The following is a 22,790-nucleotide window of genomic DNA, read 5'->3' on the forward strand; positions in this document are numbered from 1 at the left end:
GTACGATGGGGCCGTTCCGACAACTCGACAAGTATGGCACACGCCGTGCGGGGTGCCAAAACGAGGCGTGTCGCCCGGGTGCGCCGCGCGCCGGGGCCGAGCCGGGCCTCCCGGACCACCCACTCAGATCGTCAGCGACTCGCCCGGCTGCAGCACGACGAGCTCGCCGGTCGGTGCGAGGGCCTCACGCAGGCGGCCGACGTGCATGTCGAAGCCGATGTCGGACAGCGTCGCCTCGTGCACGGGGTAGGCGCGGGCGGGCGCGACCGCCGCGACCCAGTCCATCATCTCGGCGACCTTCAGCCACGGTGCGCCGATGGGCACGGCGAGGACGTCGACCGGCACATCGGGGTCGGTGTAGGCGTCGCCGGGGTGGAAGAGTCGGCCGTTCACGAGGACCCCGGTGTTGTCGACGACCGGCACCGTGGCGTGGATGACGTTGTGCCGGGTGCCGTGGAACCGGAGGTCGAAGGGCCCGACGGTGCGGACGTCGCCTGCCGTGACGACGTCGACGGCGGATCCCTCCAGCGCGGCGCCGACGCCGGCGGGGCCGAACACGACGGCCTCGGGGTTCGCGGCGAGCAGGCGGGACAGCTGCTCGGCGGTGACGTGGTCCGGGTGCTCGTGGGTCGCGACGACCGCCACGACGCTGGTGAGGTCGAGGTCCCGCGTGAAGCCACCGGGGTCGATGACGAGCCGGGCTCCGTCGACCTCGACGACCTGGCACGCGTGCTCGAGCTTCGTGACCTGCATGCGGGCGAGCGTACGCGGGGCTGCAGGCTGCGGGCTGCGGGCTGCGGGCTCGGCGCTCCGACTCCGACTCCGACTCCGAACGACGTCGTCGATGTCGTACGACGTCGACACTGTCGCAACCGCGCGTGCGCAACTGTTGCGAGCGCGCAGGAGCGACAGCGTCGTTGTCGTACGACAGCGACCCTGTCGTTCCGAGTCGACACCGCGACCCTGTCGTTCCGAGTCGACACCGCGACCCTGTCGTTCCGAGTCGACACAGCGACCCTGTCGTTCCGAGTCGACATCGCGGGGCGGGCGAGCGCCCTCTCCTCACCGCGGGGGCGCCGTGGACCTCCGCACGACGAGCCTCGCGGGCGACGGGGGCACCGGGCGCGGCCGGGCCCCGTCGACCTCGGCGAGCACGGCCCTGGCGGCGACGCGTCCCTGCGCCTCCGGGTCCTGCTCGATCGTCGTCAGCCCGACGGACGCGCCGTACTCGTGCCCGTCGATGCCGATCACGGAGAGGTCCTCGGGCACGCGGAGGCCGAGTCGCGTCGCCGCGGTCATCACCCCGAGTGCCATCTCGTCCGAGGCGCAGAACACCGCGGTCGGGCGGTCGACCTCGGAGCCGAGCAGCGCCTCCCCCGCGGCGATGCCACCGGCGAACGAGAACCGGCCGTCCACGAGCCACCCGCGCGGCACCCGGTTGCCGGCCGCACGCATGGTGTCGACGAAGCCGTCCCGGCGACGGTAGGGCACCGCGACGTTCATCCCGGCCTCGTCCTGCCCACCGACGTACGCGATCCGCCGGTGGCCGAGCCCGAGCAGGTGCCCCGTCGCGAGCCCGGCCACCACGACGTCGTCGACGCCGACGTTCCGGAGACCGGGAGCCGGTCCGCCGATGACGATCATCGGGTGCTCGGCCAGCTGCAGTTCGTTCCGCTCGGTCGCGTCGAGCACGAGCGACAGCAGCACGAGCGCGTCCACCCGGTGCCGGAGCATCGACCGTCGGAACGCCCGGTCGCGGTCGCCGCCGGGGCCGCCGAGGTTGTACAGCACGAGGTCGTACCCGGCCCGTCGCAGTTCGGCGTCGACGCCACCGAGCGCCTTCACGTAGAACCACCGGTCGAGCACGGGCACGACCACCCCGACCGCTCGCTGCCGGCCGGTGGCGAGTCCGGCGGCCGCCGAGCTCGGGACGTAGCCGAGCTCGTCCGCCACCCGGCGCACCTGGTCGATCGTGGTGTCCGCCACGGTCGGCAGCCCGCGGAGCGCCCGGGACACGGTCGCCTTCGACAGCCCGGTGACGGTCGCGATCTCCTGGATCCCCATCGGCGTGCCTGGAGGCTCGTCAGCCGTCCACGCCGTGCGGCACGTCCGCGGTCCCCGGCAGCTCAACCCCGACACCGGTCCGCGGACCGGGAGCGGTCCGGACGGCCGGTTCCGGGGAGGACGGCTGCGCCCACGCCTCGGTCCGCCGGACCACCCGCACCCGCCAGCGGTCGAGCAGTGCGACGGCGAGCACGCAGGCGAGCAGGGTGAGCGCCCAGCCGAGCGCGGGTCGGCCGGTGACCTCGCAGACGACGGTGACGACCAGGAACGCGACGCCGAAGAACCCGACGAACCCGATGGCCTCCTCGATCGGGGCGGAGGGGCGGCGTGGTGCGCGGTGTGCCACGATGATCAGCCCTTCACGCCGCCGGCGGTGAGGCCGGCCACGATGCGTCGCTGGAAGATCAGCACGAGCACCACGAGCGGGATCGTGACGATCGTCCCAGCGGCCATGACCGCGGTGTACGGCTCCTGGTGCGGCTGGCTCCCGGCGAACGACGCGATGGCGACCGTGACCGGCTGCGTGGCGTCGGAGGACAGCTGCGACGAGATGAGGTACTCGTTCCACGACGAGATGAACGCCAGGATCGCCGTCGTGAACACCGCCGGTGCGGCGAGCGGCAGGATGATCCGCCGGAACGCCTGCACACGGGTGCAGCCGTCGATGCGCGCCGCCTCCTCGAGGTCCCACGGCATCTCGCGGAAGAACGACGCGAGCGTGTAGACCGTCAGCGGCAGCACGAACGAGATGCTCGGCAGGATGAGCGCCTGGTACGTGCCCATCCAGCCGATGTCGGTGAACAGCTGGAACAGCGGGGAGATCAGCGCGACCCCGGGGAACATCGACGCCGCGAGGATGGCCCCGGCGATGAGCGACTTCCCGCGGAACTCCAGGCGGGCCAGGGCGTAGGCCGCCGAGGTGCCGACGAGCAGCGCGATGATCGTCACCACCCCGCCGATCAGCAGGCTGTTGAGCAGCGCCCGCCCGAGGTGGTTGCCGAGCGCGGTGGAGAACGCCGTCGTGTAGTTGTCCAGCGTGACGTGGGTCGGCCACGGTGTCGGGTCGAAGGTGAAGCCGACGTCGCGGAAGCTCGTCACCACCATCCAGTAGAACGGCAGGAGACACCACACCGCGATGACGATCGCCTGCACGGCGGTGCGGATCCGCGGCCCGGAGTGCCGCTTGACCCGGACGTCGCTGCGGTCGACGGCGCGGTCGCGGGGAAGAGCCGACGAACGGGGTCGGTCTGCTGCGAGGGTCACTTGAGTTCACCCTTCTGCTGGGCTGCCTGCGTCTGCACGACGTTGGCGCCGAGGAACCGCACGAACAGGAACGCGACGACGAAGATCACGAGGAAGGTGATCGTCGACAGGGCCGACGCGGAGTTGAACCCCTGCCGGATCTGGTCGACGACGAGGATCGACAGCGTGGTCGTGGCGTTGCCGGACCCGCCGCCGCCCCCGGTCAGGATGGCGGGGAGGTCGTACATGCGCAGCGCGTCGAGCACGCGGAACAGGATCGCGACCATCAGCGCGGGCTTCAGCAGCGGCAGCGTGATGAGCATGAAGCGCTGCACCGTCGAGGCGCCGTCCATCTTGCCCGCCTCGTAGACCTCCTCGGGGATGAGCTGCAGCCCGGCCAGGATGAGGAGCGCCATGAACGGTGTGGTCTTCCAGGTGTCCGCGATGATGATCGCGAACCGGGACGCCCACTCGCCGCTGGTCCACAGCACCTGGTGGCCGATGACGTGGTTGAGCACGCCGTTCGCGTCGAAGATGAAGTACCAGAGCTTCGCGGTGACGGCGGTCGGGATGGCCCACGGCACCAGGATCGCGGCGCGGACGAAGGCGCGGCCCCTGAAGTTGCGGTTCATGATGATCGCCATCCAGACGCCGATGAGCGTCTCGGCGAGGACGGTGACGACCGTGAAGAAGAAGGTGTTGCCGAACGACACCCAGAACTGGGCGCCGAGGCTCCCGGGCGGGCAGGTGACGTCGCCGCACCGCTGACCGAGCCAGTGCGCGTAGTTCGTGATGCCGGCGAACCCGCCCTGCACGAACAGCCCGGTGGCCTTGTCGAGGCCGGCGTCGAGCTGGAACGACTGGATGATCGCGCTGACCACCGGGTAACCGATCACCACGGCGAGGAGCACGATCGTCGGGCCGACGAGGTACACGGCCCACCGGCCGTGCTCGGCGTTCAACCCGCCGCGCCGCCGCTTCGGCGGCTCCAGGCCCTGGGGGTTCGGGATGGCTGCGGGGATCTCGGTTGCTGCTGACACTGACGGCCTCCTTGCCGGTGTCGGAACGCTGTGGGGGCCGGACGGGAGGCTCGTGGCGGCGTCACCACGAGCCTCCCGTCCGGTGCGGCGAGCGCCGCTAGTTGCTGGTCGTCGCCGCCTTGAGGGCGGCGTCCATGTCCTTCATCGCCTGGTCGACGCTCTTGGAGCCCTTGAGCGCGGCGTAGGAGTTGTCCTGGATCGCCTTCGTGACGGCCGGGTAGTACGGCGTCACCGGGCGCGGCTCCGCGCTCTGGATGGACTTCAGCAGGGTCGGCAGGTACGGCAGCTTCGCCGTGAGCTCGGAGTCGGTGTAGAGGTCGCCCACGACCGGGGCGAGCGAGCCCTGCGTCGCGAAGAACTTCTGCGTGTCGTTCGACATCAGGAACTCGAGGAAGTCGTGCGCCGTCGCCTTGTGCTTCGAGTAGGTGCTGATCGCGGCGTTGTGGCCACCGAGCGTCGACGCGCCGACGCCGTCCGCACCCGGGATCGGGGCGATGCCGAAGGTGTCCTTGACCTTCGACGAACCGTCGGTCTTGGCGAGGTTGTAGACGTACGGCCAGTTGCGGAGGAACAGCAGCTTGCCGTCCTCGAACGCCGTGCGGCCCTGCTCCTCCTGGTACGTGATCGCCTCGGCCGGGATGTTGCCGTCCTTGAACGCGTCGACCAGGTTCTGCAGACCGGCCTTCGCCTTGGCCGAGTCGACCTCCGGCGTGCCGCTCTTGCTGAGGATCGAGCCGCCGCTGCCGTTCACGGCCTCGGAGGCGTTCACGGTGAGCCCCTCGTACTTCGCGAACTGGCCGGCGTAGCAGCCGATGCCGTTGTCCTTCGCGATCTGGCAGTCGCTCATCATCTCGGACCAGGTGGTCGGCGGGGTCTTGACGAGGTCCTTGCGGTAGTAGAGCAGCGCTCCGTCGGACGTCTGCGGGGCCGCGTACAGCGTGCCGTTGTAGGTGGCCGTCTTCACGGTCGCCGGCAGCAGCTTCGCCGTGTCGACCTTCATCGCCCCGGTGAGCGGCGTCAGCCACCCCTTCGCGGCGAACTCCGCGGTCCACACGACGTCGACGTCGACCACGTCGTACCCGTCGTCCTTCGCCTGGAAGTGCTGCACGAGGTCGTCGTGCTGCTGGTCGGCCTGGTCGGACTGCTCCTTGAAGGTGACCTTCTCGTCCGGGTGCGCCTTGTTCCACTTCGCGACCAGCGGACGGACGACGTTGGAGTTGTCCTTGCCCTGCACGTAGGTGATCGGGCCGCGGCTGTCCTGCCCGCTCTTGGCGTCGTTCGATGCCGAGCTCCCGCTCGAGCAACCGGCGAGGGCCAGACCGATCACGGCGACCCCGGCCACGGATGCGAGTCGCACCTTGGCACGTGTGTTCTTCACAGCGTTGTCTCCTCATCGAGATCACCAGCGGCGCCGTACCGGGAACCGGACGATGCACGCTGGAGCAGGCGACGCTGCCTGCTGGGAGGTGAAGCTACGCCCGCGTCCGACGCACTGCAACCGGTTGCATCGAACTCGTGACCTGAGCGTGACCTTCGGAGTCCCGGTGACTCGCTGAACGCCTGGCGACTGCTGGGACGCGCTGCGGAACCCCGCACGATCCCCGCCACGGTCCTCGTGCACCGTTGTCCGGCACCCGCGGTCCCCGTAGCGTCCCGCGCATGGCCATCCCGAACGTCGTCACCACGCCAGGCCCCCGCCGCGTCATCAGCGTCGACCTCGACGCGCCGCTGCCGCGCCTCGTCGCCGACGCGACCGGCGCATCGGCGCTCGTCATCGGCTACCGCGCCGGCCATCCCGTCACGACGCTCGACGTCCTGCTCACGGCCGACCCCGAGGACGCCGCGCGGGCCATCGCCCCGCTGGTCGACGCGACGGAACCCGCGGGGGCGTACGACATGGCCGCGCCGGTGTCCGACGACGCGCTGCCGACGATCTCCGTCGTGGTCTCCACCGTCGTGGACCGGGTGGACGACCTGGCGGCACTCCTCGACGTGCTCGAGCACCTCGACTACCCGCGGTACGAGGTCGTCCTCGTCGACAACCGTGTCCGTGTGCCGGAGGTCGACGCGCTGCCGGCCCTCCTGCTCGGTCGGGACGTCCGCCTGGTGGTCGAACGGCGTCCCGGGCTCTCCGCGGGGCGCAACGCCGGGGTGGCTGCGGCGACGGGCGACGTGATCGCGTTCACGGACGACGACGTCCGCGTGGACCCCCGCTGGCTCCGGGCGATCGGCACCCGGTTCGTCCGCGAGCCCGACCTCGACGCCGTCACCGGGGTGATCCTCCCCGTGGAGCTCTCCACACCGGCGCAGATCTGGTACGAGGCGTACTACGGCGGCTTCAGTGCGGAGCGGACGTTCGCCCCGGTCACCATCGTCCCCGACGACGTCCGGGGCACGATGCGGCACGCCCGGGTCTCCGCGGTGCGGCCGGACGGGAGCGTCCGGAAGCACTTCGCGGTGTACGGCATCGGTGCCTACGGCGCCGGCGCGAACATGGCCTACCGTCGCACGCTCATCGACGCGGTCGGCGGGTTCGACACGACGCTCGGCGCCGGGTCCCCCGCCCGCGGCGGCGAGGACCTGGCGATGTTCATCGAGACGCTGTGGCGGGGCGGACGCATCGGGTTCGAGCCGCACGCGGTCGTGCACCACCGGCACCGCCAGACGATCGAGGACCTGCACGCGCAGCTGCACGGGAACGGCGTCGGCTTCACGGCGCTGATGTGCGCGCTCGCCGCGAGGGACCGCCGTCACCTGATGGTGCTCGCCCGGCTGATGCCGCTCGCCGTGCAGGTCAAGGCGAAGCAGATGGCCTCGCGCCTGGCCGGTCGTCGTGACGCCGCCGCGGACACCACGACCGAGGCCTCGACCACGCGCATCCCCCGGTCGCTGGCGTTCCACGAGCTCCGGGGCTTCCCCGCCGGGCCCGCCGCCTGGTTCCGCAGCCGCCGGCGGTGGCGCGACGTCGAGGCCGGGCGCTTCCGCCCGTAGCGCCGGCGGTACCCGCACCGTGCGGGGCACGAGCCGTGCGGTCCCCGCACCGTGCGGTCCCCGCACCGTGCGGGGCACGAGCCGTGCGGGGCGTCAACGAAGACGCTCCGCACAGGGAAGAGCACCCGGCACCGCGGAGTCCCGTGGTGCCGGGTGCTCTCCGTCGTGCGGACGCCGCGATCGGGCCCCGAGGCCGGCCCGGCCGTCGCGACGACCGCTCCTCGGATCCGCTACCCGCGCGACGCCAGACGACCGCGCAGGTAGCGCCACGGTCCGCCGAGCGCGGCGAGGAGCTCGGCGCGCTTGAGCCCGGCCGTCGCCGCGCGGAACTCGTCGTCGACCGGCCAGCCGCCGACGGTGTCCACCGCGGCGTCGACCTGCCCGGCGCCGGCGCCCTGACCGAGCGCGCCGAGCTGCCGGAGCGCCCCGACGGCGCGGCGGGCGACCGCCACCGCGGTCCGCGGTCGCAGCACCAGCTTCGCGACCCAGGCCCCGAGACCGCTGCCGTAGCCGACCGCCTGCACGTGCAGGGCGGCCCGGTCCGGACGGTGCCGGTGCCAGACGAGCGCCGAGGGCTCCACGGCGAGCGCACCGCCGGAGAGCAGCACGCGGGTGAACAGGTCCGGGTCCTCCCCCGCCCGGGCCGGTGTCCCGGGGCCGAGTGCCACGTCGAAGCCGCCGAGCGCGAGCGCTGCCGACCGCCGGAGGGACATGTTCGCGCCGGTGCCGAACGCGCCGACCGAGAACGGGAACAGCGGCAGGTCCGCCGGCGGCGCCGCGGTCCGGAAGACCCGGCGGTCGGTGTTGCGCGCCCAGGTCACGCGTTCGTCGAAGAACCGCTGGGTGGGCGTCCGCAGTTCTCCGCTCGGCACGAGTCCGGTGACGCAGACGACGTCCGCGTCGCGGGCGTAGGCCGCGGCGAGCGCCGCGAGCCAGTGCCGGTCGACGACCACGTCGTCGTCGACGAAGGCGACCACGGCGCCGGTGGCGAGGGCGAGTCCGGCGTTCCGTGCGCGCGAGACGCCGGGTCGGGCCTCCAGGACGTGTCGGACCCGCGGGTCCGCGAACGCGGCGACCACGTCGCGGGTGGCGGAGGTGCTCGGTGCGTTGTCGACGACGAGGACCTCGAAGTCGTCGTGGTCGGAGGCCAGGACGCTGCGGAGGCAGCGGCGAACGTCGTCGGGACGGTCGCGGGTGCCGATGACGACGGAGATGCGGCCGGGCGCGGTCGCGGACGTCTCGAGCGTCCCGGTCCGGCGGAGGGCGCGGAGTGCGCGGCCGAGCTCGACCGCGTCGAGGTCGCCGTCGGCGTCGACGGCGACGTCGACGAAGCCGGCGACCTCGAGGCCGTCGCGGACGAGCAGGCGCGCTCGTCGGAACCCGTCGGCGCCGGCGAGCTCCACGGTGGCGGCGGCGAGCGCCTCCTGCCGGTCGACCGCGCCGACCCAGGCGGCACCGGGCCACACCGGGGCCTCGGGCGACGGCATCGCGGGGGTGAGCGTCAGCACGCCGGACGTGGTCACCTGCTGGTCGGTCATGTCCCCGATGGTCCGGGGCACCGCGCGCGCGGTCAACGCGTGCGCGCGGCGGATGCGGCGACGGTCGTCGCTCTTGCGGTTTGCCGCCACGAGCACCGGTGGGCCTCGTAGGATCGAGCGACACGACCCGGCGGGAGCACGCCGGGCACGAGGAGGACGAATGCCCTTGCGCCCCACGACCGAGGCAGGCCGTCCGCTCGTGCTCGTCGCGACCGACGACCGGGTCACGTGCGTCTGCGGACACGAGCAGGACGCGCACGAGCACTACCGTCCGGGGACCGACTGCGCCCTCTGCGACTGCCCGCGGTTCCGCCGCGGGCGCTGACGTCGGGCGCTGCCGTCGGAGGCCGCTGACCGCCCCTGTGCGGGAAACCGCCGCTTCCCCGCAGAGGGCCGAGGTCCCGGTTGTCGGCCTCGGAACGGCCCGGTTAGCGTCGCGACCATGCCCCTCCCCACCGCACGACTCGCCTGCGTCGTCCTCGCGCACGAGGACCCGGTGCACGTGCGTCGACTCGTCGAGGCGCTGGACCCGTTCCCGGTGTTCCTGCACTGCGACGCCCGGACGTCGGACGCGCTGTTCGGCGCGATGACGACGGGGCTGCCGGACCGGGTCCGGTTGCTGCCGCGGTTGCGCACCGGGTGGGCGAAGTGGGAGAACGTCGCGGCCGAGGTGGCCGGGTACCGGGCGGCGCTCGCGGAGACGGACGTCACGCACGTCGCCGTCCTGACCGGCAGCGACTACCCGCTCGCCGACGCGGCGGAGATCACCGCGCTGCTCGAGGCACACCGTGAGGAGTCCTTCCTCGCCGTGCACCCGATGCCGTTCGCGGCGTGGGGCCGCGACGGAGGTCGTGCCCGGCTCCGCTACCGGCACTGGGCGTGGCGGAAGCACATGCTCCGTCTGCCGGTGCCGCGGCGGCTCCCGCAGGACGTGGTGCCCGCCGGTGGGTCGCAGGTGAAGGTCCTGGCCCGTCGGCACGCCGCGGCGGTCGTCGACGTGGTCGACAGCCGGCCGGACCTCGTGCGCTTCTGGCGTCGGACGTGGATCGCGGACGAGACGTTCGTGCCCTCGGTGCTGCGCTCGCCGGCGCTGACGCCGGACTTCGCCCAGGAGCACGTGCCACACGCGCTGTGGTGGATCGGGTGGGACGGCACGGCGCAGAAGAGTCCGCCGTGGCTGACGACCGCCGACGCGGGCCGGCTGCTCGAGCGTCGGACGGTCGCCGACACCGCGCTGCCGCACCTGTTCGCGCGGAAGTTCTCGACGGAGCGGAGCTCGGACCTGCTCGACGTGGTCGACGGGGCGTTCGGGCTGCGGCAGGCGGCGGAGCCGCGACAGGCGGCGGAACCGCGGGAGCCGGCGGAACCGCGGGAGGCCGTGGCATGACGTCACCCCCGCCGACCCGCCGTGCGGCGAGGGCCGCCCGGGAACGTGCCGAGGCCGTCGCCGCGGCGACGCCGGTACCGGCCGCGACCTCGGGATCGTCCGCGACCGACACGGGCAGCGTCACCGTCCGCCGGGGCGCCGGCGTGCTGTTCGGCCGCGGCCTGCTGTACGTCGTCGTCTGGTCGATGCAGCTCGTCGTCTCCTCGCTCATCTCCCCCGTGCTCGCGCACCTCATGCCCCCGGCGGAGTTCGGCGTGCTCGCGTCCGCGATCGCCCTGTACCAGGCGCTCGTGGTGCTCGCCGTCGCCGGCATCGACCAGGCCGCGGTGCTGCAGCGCGCCGAGGACGGCGACGACCGGCGGGCACGCGGGCTCCTCGCGGTCGGCATGGTCACCGCCGTCGCCGTCACGGTCGCGGCGCTGACGACCATCCCGCTGTGGGGTGACGCCGCGGGGTTCGTCGGCGAGCACCCGCTGCTGCTGGTGGCGGTGCTCTGGACCGGCCCGGCGGCGATCGTACAGATCTCGCTCGCGCTCCTCGTCGCGCAGGACCGGATCCGGGTGTTCGCGGTGACGAGCCTGCTGTCCTCGATCGGCGGCTCGATCATCGGTCTGGGGCTGCTGGCGTTCGTGCACGCGGACGCCACGACCTACGCGTGGGGCGGCGTCGTCGCACAGGCGGTCGCGATGGGCATCGGGATCGCCGCGACCCGTCCGCGCCTCGCCGGCCTCGCCGACCGGAGGACCACGGCACGGGCCTTCCGGCTCGGCGTCCCCGTCGCCCTCGGCAACCTTTCCTACTTCGTGCTGAACGCCGGCGACCGCCTGGTCGTGCAGCGGCTCCTCGGCCCGGACGAGGTCGCCCGGTACCAGATCGCCTACGTGGTCGGCTCCGCGGTGATCCTGCTGCTCACGTTCACGAACCAGGCCTGGGCGCCGCACTTCGCCGCCCTCCGCGACGCGGTCGACCGCCGACGGCTCGCGATGCACTCCCGGGACGCGCTGTACATGCTGCTCGCGCCCGTGCTCCTCGCCGTGACGCTCGTGTCCCCGGTCGCGCTGCCGGTCCTCGCGCCGGCGTCGTACCGCGTGCACGAACTCACGGTCGTGGTCTTCATCGTGGCGATCACCGCCTTCCCGGTCATCGCGAGCGGAGCGACCGGTCGCCTGCTGCTCGTCGAGCGTCGCGGGGTGGCCGTCGGGGTGATCGCCGCCGTCGCCGGCGCCGTGAACATCGGCGCGAACCTGGTGCTCGTCCCGTTCCTCGGGATCGCCGGTGCCGCGGTCGCGACGGTCGTCGCGTACGTCGTGCTCGCTGCCCTGCAGCAGGCGGCGCTCCCGGACCGCCGCGAGTGGCTCGGCCCCCGCCTCCGGGTCGTCCTCACCGCGCTGGCCGCGATCGCCGTGGCCGCGGTGTCGGTCGCGGTCCCGCAGGACCTCGTGTGGAACTGTGTCCGCGTCGCGGGCGTCCTGGCGTGTCTGCCGTGGTTCCTCCGCCGCCTGCGGCTCGCCCGCGGAGGCGTCTCGTGAGCCCCACCCCCCGCCGCCAGCGCGACGAGCACACCGACCACGGCCGCCAGCGCGACGGCCGCCTCGGCCCCCGCCGCGAGCCCGACGGACACCCCGGCACCGGCCACCGCGACAGCGGGCAGGTCGGCGACGCCCGGCTCCGCGTCGGCGTCGTCACCAACGACCTCGCGATCGTCGGCGGCGTGGAGCGCTGCGTCCTCGAGGACACCCGCGAGCTCGTCGCCGCCGGACACGACGTCGAGGTCTGGCACCGAGCCTCCGCCGCCGGCCGCGGCGCGACCGCCCGCGCACCGTTCGACGCACTCGGGGTCCGCCTCCGCGACGCCCGCGACTACCGCTTCGGCATCAGCACGGCGCTCCGCGACGCGACCCGGTTCGTCCGCGAGGGCCTCAGCATCCGCCGGTCCCGACTCGACGTGCTCTGGCTGAACCGCCCGGAGTTCCTGCCGTGGGGACGGACCGTCTCCGTCGTGTCCGGGGTCCCGCTCGTCGTGCACCTGCACCATGCGCCGAACTACCGCCGGCTCCGCCCGATCGCGGGCGGACGCACGCACTACCTCGCCGTGTCGCACGCGATGGCCGAGGCGTGGACGGCCGCTGGTGTCCCGGCGGCGCGCATCACCGTGGTCCCGAACGGCGTCGACACGCGGGCGTTCCCGGCGGCGGCACCGGAGGACGTCCGCCGGGCCCGGCGCGTGCTCGGGATCGACGACGCCACCCCCACCGTCCTCTACTACGGTCGGCTCACGCGCTCGAAGGGCGTGCTGGCCCTCCTGGAGGCATGGGGCCAGGTCCTCACGTCGGCTGCGGCCCGCCAGCCGGTCCCGACCACGGCCGCCGCCGAGTCCGTCCGGACCGCGCCGCTCCTCGTGCTCGCCGGTGCGGTGTACCCGGACGACGCCGACGACGTCCGGCGTGCGGTGGCGGCGCTCCCCGAGGGCTCGGTCATGGTGCTGCCCGAGCGGGACGACGTGGTCCCCCTCCTGCACGCGGCCGACCTCGTCGTCGCGCCGTCGATCGAGCCGGAGGGCTTCGGTCGGGTCGTCGTGGAGGCGATGTCGACCGGACGACCGCTGGTCGCCGCGGCGGGTGGCGGGACCGGCGAGATCCTGTCCGGCGAGTGGGCCCGGTTCACCGTCGACCCGACGGACACGGACACGCTGGCGCGGCGGGTGCTCGACGTCCTCGAGGAGGCCGTCCACGACCCCGAGCTCGGCGCGCGGTGCCGGACGTGGGTCGACGAGCACTACGGTCGGACGCCGCACGTCCGGGGGCTCCTGGACGGTCTGCGCGCGCACGCACGGCGCTGAGTCACCGACGGCATGCGGCGGTCGCGCCGCCCCGGCGCCGGTGGACGCGCGGCGCCGACGTGCGCGCGGTGCCAGCGTGCGCGCGGCGGCGCGGTCGCTCAGCCCGAGGTGGTGTGCGCCGGCCGCGCGTCGCCGACCCACGACGGCAGCGTCCTCGCGGCCGGGTCGGCCGGGAGCGACGCGGTCGGACCGGCACCGGCTGCCGGGACGTCGATCGTCATCCAGTCGACCTGGAGCGACCCGTCCGCACGTCGCGGCGGCCTGCCGTCGTTCGACCCGGCCTGCAGGACGAGGTGCATCCGCGCCGTCGGGATGTTCTCCGTCGTCGTACCGACGACCGTGCCGTCGACGAGGAACGACATGCGCTCGCGGGTCCACTCGATCGTGTACGTGTGCCAGTCCGCCAACGAGACGCCGGTGTCGTGCTGGATGCACTTCTGGGCGGGGTCGCTCAGACAGTGCACGTTGAGGTAGGCCGGGGCGCCGAGCGCTCCCTCCGGGAAGTCGACCTCACCGTGCTCCCAGACGTTGTCGTCGCTCCAGAGCAGCACCGCGACGCCGTAGCCGTCGACCTCGTCGCTCCGCATCCGGATGCTGTACCGGCCGGCGGTCTGCCCGCCCCACCGCCCGTCGACGAGCGGGACGACCCCGCCGGCGAGGGGTGTGCCGCTCGCAGTGGTACGGAGGCGCATGTCGAGCACGCCGTCGTGCGCCGTCAGTGCCGACGCCGAGTACCGCCCCGTCCCCGCGGTGTCGGCGAACCCGTGGTAGACGGAGAACCGCTTGCCGTAGTCGGCCTCGAAGCCCCCGGTCGGCGTCGTCACCGTGAAGTCCTCGGAGAAGACCCGGCGCCATCCGTCGCCGTCGCCGGTCGGCATCGCGACGCCGCTCGGGCCGACGTCGGCGCCGCTGCTGGTCGTCGCCAGCGCGACCGCTCCCGCTGCGAGGACGAGGGCCCCCACGAGCACCGCGACCCCGCGCCGACGACGCGCCGCGGCAGGCCGGGCACGACCCACCGGGCGGTGTCGTGACAGGCCCGCGCCGTGCGACGGCGTCGTGGGCGCAGCGAGGGCTGCGTCGGTGGGCTCGACGGGATCGGTGACGGTCACCGGCGGACCCGTCGCGTCGGCCTGCTCGACGCGACCGGTGACGGCGTCCGGCGGCCCCGCCCCTGGCGTCGGTCAGCGCGCGGCATGCGCGAGCCCCTCCCGCGTCAGTTCGTACACGGCGGTGGTTCCCGACGACCAGACCCGCTGCCAGTACGGCGACGAGGCCATCGCGGCGGCGAGCTGCTGGTAGTCGGCGTCGCTCTGGTACCCGTAGCGCTCGTCGTACGCGCCGAACGGCTCGGCGACGAGGGCGTAGTACTGCGTGGCCGGCCAGTTGTCGACGAGCTTCCGCGTGACCCGGGCCACGTCGCTCCGGGCGTCGTAGGCCCCGGCCGGGTCCGGGTACGGGCCGAGGGCCTCCCGCGACAGGTAGGCGACGTCGAAGTACCGCGCCCCGGTGTTGCTCGGGACGGCGTTGGCCGATCCGGTGAGGAGCATCACGGACCCCTTCGGCGCGGTGCTGTCGTAGAACTGCGTGGCCGCGGACTGACTCCGCGTCATCACCCGGTTCCAGTCGAGCGCCGTCTGCCCGAACGCGCCGATCGCGACGAGTGCGGCCACACCGACCGCGGCCACCGCGAACCGCACGCCCGACGGACGCATCGCACGGCCGACGGCGGCGCCGACCCAGGCGAGTCGGCCGCGCGGCATCGGCAGTCCGGCTGCGAGGACTGCGATCCACGGCGTCGCGAAGAGCACCACGCGGAAGATCCCCTCCTGCCCGTAGTTCGTGGCCACGAGGAGCGAGATCGGGCTGACCGCGGCCACGAGGAGCCCGACGTGCAGACGGTCACGGCGGAGCAGCACCGTGACGAGCGCGACGAGCCCGAGCACCACCAGCGCCGCGGCCGGCACGTCGAACGCCAGCCGCGTCACCAGGGGCTTCGGCAGCACGGTCATGTCGTGCGTCGGCGGCTGCACGTTCTGGAGCAGCCGTCCGACCGCGGCGAGGGACAGGAACTTGTCGAGCACGCTCCCGTTCATCACCGCGAAGACCACGGCGGGGACCAGGACCACGACCGGCGTCCACCACGGCCGCGAGAGCCGGAAGACGACGAGCACGACGAGCGCCGCGACCGTCAGGTACGGCGAGATCTGGTGCGTCACGGCGAGCACGACGCTGATCGCGGCGATCGCGACGATGCGCGACAGCCCGGTGCGGCGAGCGCGGGGGGCCGCAACGGACCGTCCGTCAGCGGTGGTGGCCACGGCGGCGCGCAGCGGGGCGGTGGCGAGCACCAGGACCACGATCGACAGCAGGACACCGGTGGACTGCGGCGAGAAGTACGTGGTGTTCAGGGAGCCGGTCATCGCGGTGAGGAACGCGGCGATCCACGGCCGCCTGGCGCCTGGTAGCCAGTGCGCTGCCAGGACCCCGACCGCGATGGTCGTGCTGAACGCGAGCAGGACCGGGACCCACGCGGCGATGAGCATGGCGTTCGCGATGCCCCCGACGTCGGCCACCCAGGCGCCGCCGGCGAAGAGCCCGGACCAGGTCTGGAAGATGTCCGCAGCGGGGTTCGTGCCGCCGTACCGGCGGATGTACTCGAGCACGCCGATGTGCCGCGCTGCCGCCATCACCGTCGGCATGCCGTATGCGATCGCCTGCGCGAGCTGCACGGCACCACCGAGGACGACGACCGGCACCGCGACCCCGCGACCGCGCACGAGCGCCAGCACGGCCGCCGCGACGACGATCGCCATCCCGACGACGAGCCCCGGTCCGAGCGAGCCGAACAGACCAGCGGGCACCGGGTCGCCGACGTGTGTGAGGGCGGCGACGACGACGACCGCGAGCCCGACGAGGGACCCGGTGGTCACGGTGGCGGTGGTCCCCCACCGAGGACGACGGACGGTCGGGGTGGCGTACCGCGCGCGGCGGAGGTCGGTGAGCTCACGCGGCACCGTGACGGCGACCGCCGCGGCCGTCAGGACGACCACGACGGCGAAGGGCGCCTGCGGATCCCAGACGTGGAAGGTCGCCATCGTGTAGCCGATGCCGATCGTGCCGACGAGCGACGCCGTGACCGAGAACACCACGAACCGAGGCAGTGGCATCGGTCGGACGAGCAGCATCGGCGCGACCCCGAGCAGGGCGAACAGGAAGACCCCGACGGCACTCGCCCGGAGCACCGGCAGGCCGGCGAGCGAACCGACCGCCGCGGCCAGGAGCGTCAGGACGACGAGCCCGGACGCGGCGAGTCGTGCGGCGGGGCCCATCGCCCCGTTCGGGGTCGGCCGCGCCGGACCCGCCGAGGCGAGCCCACGCTGCAGCTCGTGCCGGCCCCGCGCGGTCCGGTCGATCGTGCCGGCACCACCGATCCGCTCGCGGAGTGCGAGGAACGGGGCGCCCAGCACCGACCGCCGCTCGACACCGCGCAGTCGGCGCTTCGTTGATGCGAACTCCGCGTCGACGGCGTCGAGGACCCCCGCGCGACCTCCGGCCGTGTCCAGGACGACGTCCGCGGGTTCCAGGCCGAGCCGGGCGAAGGCGCTGATCCCCTCGGGGACCCGGTCGACCGCGGCGGTGACCGTGTCGCGGTCGAGTGCGTTCTTCGTCATCCAGGCTCCGAGTCCGTGGCCGTGCGCTGCTGCGGTCTGCCGGAGCGACGCCACGTCGTCCGGCGACCGCTGCCACGCGATCGCGGCGGGTTCGACGGCGATCGCCGCGCCGGCGAAGAGCAGCCGGGTGAAGAGGTCGAGGTCGTCGCCGCCGCCGACTCGGGTACCCGGTCCGAACGCCGTGTCGAACCCGCCCAGTCGGAGCACGGTGGCACGGTGCACGGCCAGGTTGCTGCCGGTGCCGTAGGCCGACGCGGCGAAGGGGTGCGTCGGGACGTCGTCCTGGTCGTCGCCGAGCCGGAACACCCGGCGGCGGACGGCGGTCGCGGCCGGGGTCCGGTCGTCGCGCCAGCGGTGCGCCGGGGTCCGGAGCTCCGCACTCGGCACGAGTCCGGTGACGCAGGCGACGTCGTCCCCGGCGAAGGGGACGACGAGGGCCTCGAGCCATCCCGCGTCCACCACGGCACCCTCGTCGACGAACGCGACCACGTCCCCGGTCGCCGCGAGGAGCCCGGCGTTGCGCGCGGCCGCCAGGCCACCGTCGGGCGCGGCGATCGTGGTGACCCGGCGCCCCTCGATCGCGACGACCGCGTCGTCGTCGGGGTCGGCGGCGGGTGAGACGACGACGACGTCGAACGCGTCGTACCGGCACGCCAGCACGGACCGCATCGTCGCCGAGGACGCCCCGTCCGTGCAGAGCACGACCGTGACCGTGCGGGACGGCGAGGACGGCAGCACCTGGTCTGCTGCCGGACGCGCCGCCGGTGTCGGCATCGGCCGGATCGCCCGTCGGAGGGACCGGAGGTCGATCGTCGCGCCGGTCCGTCGCCGTTCGGTGATCTCCGCCTCGACGAACCCGAGCGGTTCGCCGCGGTCGCGGACGAGCAGCCGGGCACGCCGGTAGCCCTCAGCCCCGGCGAGCGCGATCACGTCCCGGTGGCTGGACGCGTGCAGCGCCTGACGGTCGACCTCGCCGACCCACAGCGCCCCGTCCCACGTCGGGGCGAATGGACTCTGCACGATCGGCGCGAGGACCATCGCCAGCGTGCCGCGGGTCACGGGGCGCCCACGGGCTGCTCGGCTGCGGCACGGGCGGGGACGGGCGCCGGCGCGGTGACGACGAACGCGCCGAGGAACCGGCCGACGGCGTAGCCGAGCACGGTGCCGAGCACGCACGAGACGATGGCGACGGCACGCTCGGCACCACCACGTCGGACGTCGCGGAGCTCCCGGAACAGCGCCTTCGGCAGCACCCGCGCCAGGTAGGTCGACTCGCTCGACAGGGAGTCCTTCGCGCCGACCCGACGGCTCAGCACGGCCTTCGAGATGCCCTCGTAGTAGCTGCGCCGACGGACGTACCGCATGCTGACGCGGTCGGCCGACACCCGGTGCGACACGTTCGAGCGCGGTTCGAACCGGATGCGCGCCCCCGGGTGCATCCTGCTGATGCGGATGCAGAGCTCGGTCTCCTCGCAGCCGAGGGGCTGGTTCCCGACACGGCCGATGCCGGAGCGGAACCCGCCGGCGGCCAGGACCACGTCCCGTCGGAACGCCATGCTCGACCCGATGACGTTCCGGACGTCGCCGGCCTCCACCGGGAGCCCGGTGTAGCTGCACCCGACGATCCACAGCAGCTCGTCCGGGTACGGTCCGGCCCCGGTCGTCGTCGGCCACGACGGTGTCGCTCGACCGCCGACGCCGACGACGTCCGGCAGGGCGAGCGCCTCGACGAGGTGGGCGAGCCAGTCGTCGTCAGCGGTCGCGTCGTCGTCGAGGAAGGCCACGACGTCGGCGTCGGTCAGGGCGACGCCCGTGTTCCGGGCTCCGGACAGACCGCGGTCCTCGGCGTTCTCCACGACGCGGAGTTCCGGCCACCTGGCCGCCGCGCGGAGGAACAGCTCCGGTTCGTGGTCGATGACGACGACGACCTCGGTGGCCGCTGGCTGGCGCTTCGCCGACTCGACGGAGTCCTGCAGGTCACCCCACCGCAGCTGCGTGTACGCGCAGATGACGACCGCGATGGTCGGGGCGCTCACGCGGCTTCCTCGTCGAGCGCCGGCACGGCGGTCGGCACGACGCGGGTGGTGACGGGTGCGAGCCGGGCACGGGCCTGTGCCGCAGCAGCCCGACGACGCTCGTGCATGATCGACGTGAGCACGCGGATCCCGTCGGTGACGGCGTTGAGGTTGCTCACGCCGTGCACGCGGAGCTTCTCGTGGCTCGGCACCTCGGTGATCGCCAGCTCGGCGGCGGACCAGCGGCAGGTCAGGATCGTCTCGATCTCGAAGCCGTCGCCCCAGAGCATCGAACCGTCGATCGGCTTCGGCAGCGTCGAGGAGAGCAGTCCGATCGCCGGCAGCGTGTCCGCCCAGAAGGCGTTGTAGCCGTAGCAGAGGTCGGTGTAGCGCGCACCGAGCAGGACGTTGCAGACCATGTTGAGCCCGCGATTGCCGAGGCTGCGCACGATCGTGATGTCGTCGCTGCCACCACCGTGCGCGTAGCGGGTTCCCTTGGCGACGTCCGCGCCCGCCACGAGGGCGTCCACGAAACGCGGGATCTCGTCCGGGTCGGCCGAGCAGTCGGCGTCGAACATGACGACGACGTCGCCGGTGACCGCTTCGAACCCGCAGGCGAGCGCGTTGCCCTTGCCCTTGCGGGTCTGCTGGACGACCACCACGTCGGGCATCAGGCGCTGCGCCGTCGCGATGGTGTCGTCGACCGAGTTGCCGTCGACGAGGATCACCTCGTGGACGGGCGGGAGCTTCGGGAGGATGATCTCGAGGTTCCTCGCCTCGTTCCGAGCGGGGATGACCACCGAGACGCGGGGGTCCCTCGGTCGGATCGTGCTGGCGGACATGGTGCTCCTGTCGGGTTCAGGGCTGCATACGGGTGAGATCGCGCGAGCGGCGATGGCGCGTCCGCGGGTACGGACGAGGACGGGATCAGGTGCGTCAGCTGCGGTTCGTGACGGCGAGGGTGCGCCGTCGTCCCCACGGGATCGGGGGTACGCCGTTCCCTGGAGACTCCCACCCTCGCCGTGCGCGCCGATCGGGTCAATGCGGTGGGCGATGCGTTGCGGGGCGCCGAGTGCGGATACGGAAAGCCGCAACGCGGTGCTGCCGACGTCGCCACGGGCGCGGCCGGCTCCGGTGAGACGCCGACGGCGCGCGGGCCGCATCGAACGAACCGGGAGGCTCGTGGCGGCGCCGCCACGGGCCTCCCGGGCTCGCTCGCTCGGTCCGTGAGCTCCGGTACGGACCTCCGTGGAGGCGGGCGATGACCGCCGGGCGTGGCGGAAGCGGTCACGTCCGAGCACCCATGGAACGAAGAAGGCCCCCGGCGCTGCCGGGGGCCTGTCTCACGAGTGCTGGGGTACCTGGACTCGAACCAAGAACGACGGTACCAGAAACCGCTGTGTTGCCAATTACACCATACCCCAAAAGGCCTGCTGGCCCTCTGTCCCCGTTGTCCGGGGCACGGTCATCTACTGTACAGCATCCCGGAGGTCCGCAAGACCACCGACGAGGTCACGGTGCACCGCGGCGGCGGTCGTGGCGCCGTGCCCCGCTGCGACGATGAGTTGTTCCGGCCCGGGAGGCGTCACGTCGCCGACGGCGTAGAGCCCGGGGACACTCGTCCGGCCGCAACGGTCGACGATCACGAGCCCCTCGGAGTCACGCTCGAGTGGCGCGTCCATCCAGTCCAGGTCGACGTGCCAGGTGGGGCGGACGAACGCCCCGGTCCGCGGCTCGACGTGCCCGTCGGCCAGCCGGACACCCGTCATCCCGGTGCGGTCGCCCTCGAGGTCCGCGAGGGCACGCTCGTCGACGCGCACCCCGGCAGCGGCGAGACGCGCACGGCCGGTGTCGTCGAGCGGAGCGACGCCGTTCGTGTAGACCACGAGGTCGTCGGTCCACGCGGCGATGAGCAGCGCCCGGTCCACGACGTCGGCCGTCTCGCACACGAAGGCCAGCGGCTCACCCGCCTTCTCGTAGCCGTCGCACTCGACACAACTGTGCACCGCGGTGCCGTAGAACGCCCGGAGTGAGGGCAGCGCGGGGAACTCCTCCCGGAGCCCGGTCGCGATGACGACGGCGCGGGCGGCCTCGTCGACCTCGGCGCCGCGCCAGGTCCCGTGCACGCGCCAGCCGTCCGCGTCCGGAGCGACCCGGTCCACGACCGTCTGGACGACCGTCGCCTCGGCGTACTGCTCCACCTCCGCACGCCCGAGCTTCCGCAACTCGAGCGGGGACACGCCGTCGCGGGTGAGGTAGCCGTGCGACCGCAGGGTCGCGGCGTTCCGTGGTCGGTTGGCGTCGAGCAGCAGCACCGTGCGCTTCGCCCGCACGAGGTTGAGCGCAGCGCTGAGACCAGCCGGGCCGGCGCCGATGACCGCGACGTCGACCACGTCAGCGGTCCGACAGCGTGCGGAGCCTGGCGAGGGTCGAGTCCCGGCCGAGGATCTCCATCGACTCGAACAGCGGCGGGCTCACCCGACGGCCGGAGACCGCGACGCGCAGCGGTCCGAACGCCACGCGGGGCTTCAGGCCGAGCTCGTCGATGAGTGCTGCGCGCAGGGCGCCCTCGATCGCCTCGGTCCGCCACTCCTGCACGCCCTCGAGCGCTCGGATCGACGCCGCGAGCACCTCGGCGGTGTCGCCCTTCAGCGACGCGAGCGCGTCGTCCTCGACCACGAGGTCCTCGTCCGCCGTGAACAGGAACCCGAGCATCCCCGGAGCCTCACTGAGCAGCTGCATGCGCTCCTGCACCAGCGGTGCCGCGAGTTCGAGCACACGCTCCTGCTCCTCGGTCGCCGGGTCCGACAGGAACGTGGTGAGGTAGGGCTTCAGGCGTTCCCGGAAGTCCGTGGGCTCGAGCATCCGGATGTGGTCGCCGTTGATCGACTCGGCCTTCTTGTGGTCGAAGCGTGCCGGGTTCGGGTTCACGTCGACGACGTCGAACGCGGCGGTCATCTCGTCGATCGAGAAGACGTCGCGGTCGGGGCCGATCGACCACCCGAGGAGGGCCAGGTAGTTGATGAGCCCCTCGGGGATCATGCCGTTCGCACGGTGGTGGAACAGGTTCGACTCGGGATCGCGCTTCGACAGCTTCTTGTTGCCCTCCCCCATGACGTAGGGAAGGTGCCCGAAGCGCGGGATGAACTCCGCCATGCCGATCTCGTACAGCGCCTCGTACAGCGCGATCTGCCGTGGCGTCGAGGACAGCAGGTCCTCACCGCGGAGCACGTGTGTGACACCCATCAACGCGTCGTCCAGCGGGTTCGTGAAGGTGTAGAGCGGCTTGCCGTTCGGACGGACCACGACGAAGTCCGGGAACGTGCCCTGCTTGAAGGTGATCTCGCCGCGCACCACGTCGTCGAAGCTCAGGTCGCGGTCCGGGACACGGAGGCGGAGCGCCGGCGCGCGTCCCTGGTCACGGAAGGCCTGGCGCTCGTCCTCGGTCAGGTCGCGCTCGTGGTTGTCGTAGCCCTGCTTGGGGTCACGACCGGCGGCGACGTTGCGCGCCTCCATCTCCTCGGGCGTCACGAACGACTCGTAGAGGTGGCCGGCGGCCGTCAGCTTGTCGATGGCGTCCTGGTACACGGCTGTGCGCTCCGACTGCCGGTAGGGCCCGTGCGGTCCCCCGACCTCCACGCCCTCGTCCCAGTCGAGCCGCAGCCAGCGCAACGCCTCGATGATCTGCTCGTACGACTCCTCGCTGTCCCGGGCGGCGTCCGTGTCCTCGATGCGGAACACGAGCTTCCCGCCGGTGTGGCGGGCGTACGCCCAGTTGAACAGGGCCGTCCGGATCAGCCCCACGTGCGGGGTGCCGGTCGGTGACGGGCAGAAACGGACGCGGACGGCGGAACCGGTGGCGGTGGTGAATGGCGCAGTCATGACGCCGTCGATCCTACCGTGGGCATCGAGTCAGCAGACGGCCGGTGAACGCAGAAAACCCCTGACCAGTACTGGTCAGGGGTTCCCTGGTGTTACACGTTGAGTCCGGCGGCGTCCTACT

General features: G+C 72.9%; 18 protein-coding genes and 1 tRNA gene. 5 read left to right on the top strand and 14 right to left on the bottom strand.

The window, feature by feature from the left end; genetic code table 11:
* Positions 1–123: 123 nt before the first annotated feature.
* The 6 genes from FS641_RS15965 to FS641_RS15990 form a co-directional block, all read right to left on the bottom strand.
* Positions 124–753 (bottom strand): MBL fold metallo-hydrolase, encoded by a 630-nt coding sequence (locus FS641_RS15965; protein WP_144765589.1) that lies wholly within the window; start codon positions 751–753, stop codon positions 124–126.
* Positions 754–1,062: 309 nt separating this feature from the next.
* Positions 1,063–2,064, bottom strand: a complete 1,002-nt coding sequence (locus FS641_RS15970) for a LacI family DNA-binding transcriptional regulator (RefSeq protein WP_144765591.1) — start codon at positions 2,062–2,064, stop codon at positions 1,063–1,065.
* Between the two features lie 19 nt (positions 2,065–2,083).
* A complete protein-coding gene (locus FS641_RS15975) occupies positions 2,084–2,410 on the bottom strand; it encodes a hypothetical protein (protein ID WP_144765593.1) in 327 nt (108 codons plus the stop codon).
* A 5-nt stretch (positions 2,411–2,415) separates the two neighbouring features.
* Complete coding sequence (locus FS641_RS15980) at positions 2,416–3,228, bottom strand: carbohydrate ABC transporter permease (RefSeq protein WP_260855879.1); 813 nt, start codon at positions 3,226–3,228, stop codon at positions 2,416–2,418.
* Positions 3,229–3,323: 95 nt separating this feature from the next.
* Positions 3,324–4,346 (bottom strand): carbohydrate ABC transporter permease, encoded by a 1,023-nt coding sequence (locus FS641_RS15985; protein WP_186317799.1) that lies wholly within the window; start codon positions 4,344–4,346, stop codon positions 3,324–3,326.
* 97 nt (positions 4,347–4,443) lie between these two features.
* Complete coding sequence (locus FS641_RS15990) at positions 4,444–5,724, bottom strand: ABC transporter substrate-binding protein (RefSeq protein WP_395879706.1); 1,281 nt, start codon at positions 5,722–5,724, stop codon at positions 4,444–4,446.
* A 281-nt stretch (positions 5,725–6,005) separates the two neighbouring features.
* Here FS641_RS15990 and FS641_RS15995 point away from each other — a divergent pair, with 281 nt between their 5' ends.
* Positions 6,006–7,337, top strand: a complete 1,332-nt coding sequence (locus tag FS641_RS15995) for a glycosyltransferase (protein ID WP_144765597.1) — start codon at positions 6,006–6,008, stop codon at positions 7,335–7,337.
* A gap of 230 nt (positions 7,338–7,567) precedes the next feature.
* Here the strand turns inward: FS641_RS15995 and FS641_RS16000 are convergent, their stop codons facing one another.
* Positions 7,568–8,875, bottom strand: a complete 1,308-nt coding sequence (locus FS641_RS16000) for a glycosyltransferase family 2 protein (protein WP_144765599.1) — start codon at positions 8,873–8,875, stop codon at positions 7,568–7,570.
* A 160-nt stretch (positions 8,876–9,035) separates the two neighbouring features.
* Between FS641_RS16000 and FS641_RS18190 the strand changes: the two genes are divergently transcribed.
* The 4 genes from FS641_RS18190 (at position 9,036) to FS641_RS16015 (ending at position 13,101) form a co-directional block, all read left to right on the top strand.
* Positions 9,036–9,200 (top strand): hypothetical protein, encoded by a 165-nt coding sequence (locus FS641_RS18190; protein WP_186317800.1) that lies wholly within the window; start codon positions 9,036–9,038, stop codon positions 9,198–9,200.
* Positions 9,201–9,317: 117 nt separating this feature from the next.
* Positions 9,318–10,262, top strand: a complete 945-nt coding sequence (locus tag FS641_RS16005) for a beta-1,6-N-acetylglucosaminyltransferase (RefSeq protein WP_144765601.1) — start codon at positions 9,318–9,320, stop codon at positions 10,260–10,262.
* On the top strand, positions 10,259–11,791 hold the full coding sequence (locus tag FS641_RS16010; protein ID WP_144765603.1) for a lipopolysaccharide biosynthesis protein: 1,533 nt from the start codon (positions 10,259–10,261) through the stop codon (positions 11,789–11,791). The genes FS641_RS16005 and FS641_RS16010 overlap by 4 nt, the downstream gene beginning before the upstream one ends.
* Positions 11,788–13,101 (top strand): glycosyltransferase family 4 protein, encoded by a 1,314-nt coding sequence (locus FS641_RS16015; protein WP_186317801.1) that lies wholly within the window; start codon positions 11,788–11,790, stop codon positions 13,099–13,101. The genes FS641_RS16010 and FS641_RS16015 overlap by 4 nt, the downstream gene beginning before the upstream one ends.
* A 98-nt stretch (positions 13,102–13,199) precedes the next feature.
* On the opposite strand, the gene FS641_RS16020 is transcribed toward FS641_RS16015, so the two are convergent.
* The 7 genes from FS641_RS16020 to gltX form a co-directional block, all read right to left on the bottom strand.
* Positions 13,200–14,210, bottom strand: a complete 1,011-nt coding sequence (locus FS641_RS16020; RefSeq protein WP_144765607.1) for a glycoside hydrolase family 16 protein — start codon at positions 14,208–14,210, stop codon at positions 13,200–13,202.
* Positions 14,211–14,282: 72 nt separating this feature from the next.
* A complete protein-coding gene (locus FS641_RS16025; protein ID WP_144765609.1) occupies positions 14,283–17,831 on the bottom strand; it encodes a glycosyltransferase in 3,549 nt (1,182 codons plus the stop codon).
* Positions 17,828–18,808, bottom strand: coding sequence for a glycosyltransferase family 2 protein (locus FS641_RS16030; protein WP_144765611.1), 981 nt, complete (start codon positions 18,806–18,808; stop codon positions 17,828–17,830). The genes FS641_RS16025 and FS641_RS16030 overlap by 4 nt, the downstream gene beginning before the upstream one ends.
* A complete protein-coding gene (locus FS641_RS16035; RefSeq protein ID WP_144765613.1) occupies positions 18,805–19,629 on the bottom strand; it encodes a glycosyltransferase family 2 protein in 825 nt (274 codons plus the stop codon). Before FS641_RS16035 ends, FS641_RS16030 begins: the two co-directional genes overlap by 4 nt.
* Positions 19,630–20,139: 510 nt before the next feature.
* Positions 20,140–20,211, bottom strand: a tRNA-Gln gene (locus FS641_RS16040).
* Positions 20,212–20,256: 45 nt separating this feature from the next.
* The gene (locus FS641_RS16045; protein ID WP_144765615.1) at positions 20,257–21,180 is read right to left on the bottom strand and encodes an NAD(P)/FAD-dependent oxidoreductase; all 924 of its coding nucleotides are present in this window, start codon (positions 21,178–21,180) and stop codon (positions 20,257–20,259) included.
* A 1-nt stretch (position 21,181) separates the two neighbouring features.
* Positions 21,182–22,669, bottom strand: coding sequence for a glutamate--tRNA ligase (gltX, locus tag FS641_RS16050; RefSeq protein WP_144765617.1), 1,488 nt, complete (start codon positions 22,667–22,669; stop codon positions 21,182–21,184).
* Positions 22,670–22,790: the final 121 nt, after the last annotated feature.

This window comes from Curtobacterium sp. 9128, from assembly GCF_007673775.1.
In the GTDB taxonomy this organism is placed as follows: Bacteria; Actinomycetota; Actinomycetes; order Actinomycetales; family Microbacteriaceae; genus Curtobacterium.

Bases quoted from the DNA above. Each gene is read 5' to 3' on its own strand.
- FS641_RS15965 (WP_144765589.1), bottom strand. From the start codon at position 753: ATGCAGGTCACGAAGCTCGAGCACGCGTGCCAGGTCGTCGAGGTCGAC.
- FS641_RS15970 (WP_144765591.1), bottom strand. From the start codon at position 2,064: ATGGGGATCCAGGAGATCGCGACCGTCACCGGGCTGTCGAAGGCGACC.
- FS641_RS15995 (WP_144765597.1), top strand. From the start codon at position 6,006: ATGGCCATCCCGAACGTCGTCACCACGCCAGGCCCCCGCCGCGTCATC.
- FS641_RS16000 (WP_144765599.1), bottom strand. From the start codon at position 8,875: ATGACCGACCAGCAGGTGACCACGTCCGGCGTGCTGACGCTCACCCCC.
- FS641_RS18190 (WP_186317800.1), top strand. From the start codon at position 9,036: ATGCCCTTGCGCCCCACGACCGAGGCAGGCCGTCCGCTCGTGCTCGTC.
- FS641_RS16005 (WP_144765601.1), top strand. From the start codon at position 9,318: ATGCCCCTCCCCACCGCACGACTCGCCTGCGTCGTCCTCGCGCACGAG.
- FS641_RS16010 (WP_144765603.1), top strand. From the start codon at position 10,259: ATGACGTCACCCCCGCCGACCCGCCGTGCGGCGAGGGCCGCCCGGGAA.
- FS641_RS16035 (WP_144765613.1), bottom strand. From the start codon at position 19,629: ATGTCCGCCAGCACGATCCGACCGAGGGACCCCCGCGTCTCGGTGGTC.
- gltX (WP_144765617.1), bottom strand. From the start codon at position 22,669: ATGACTGCGCCATTCACCACCGCCACCGGTTCCGCCGTCCGCGTCCGT.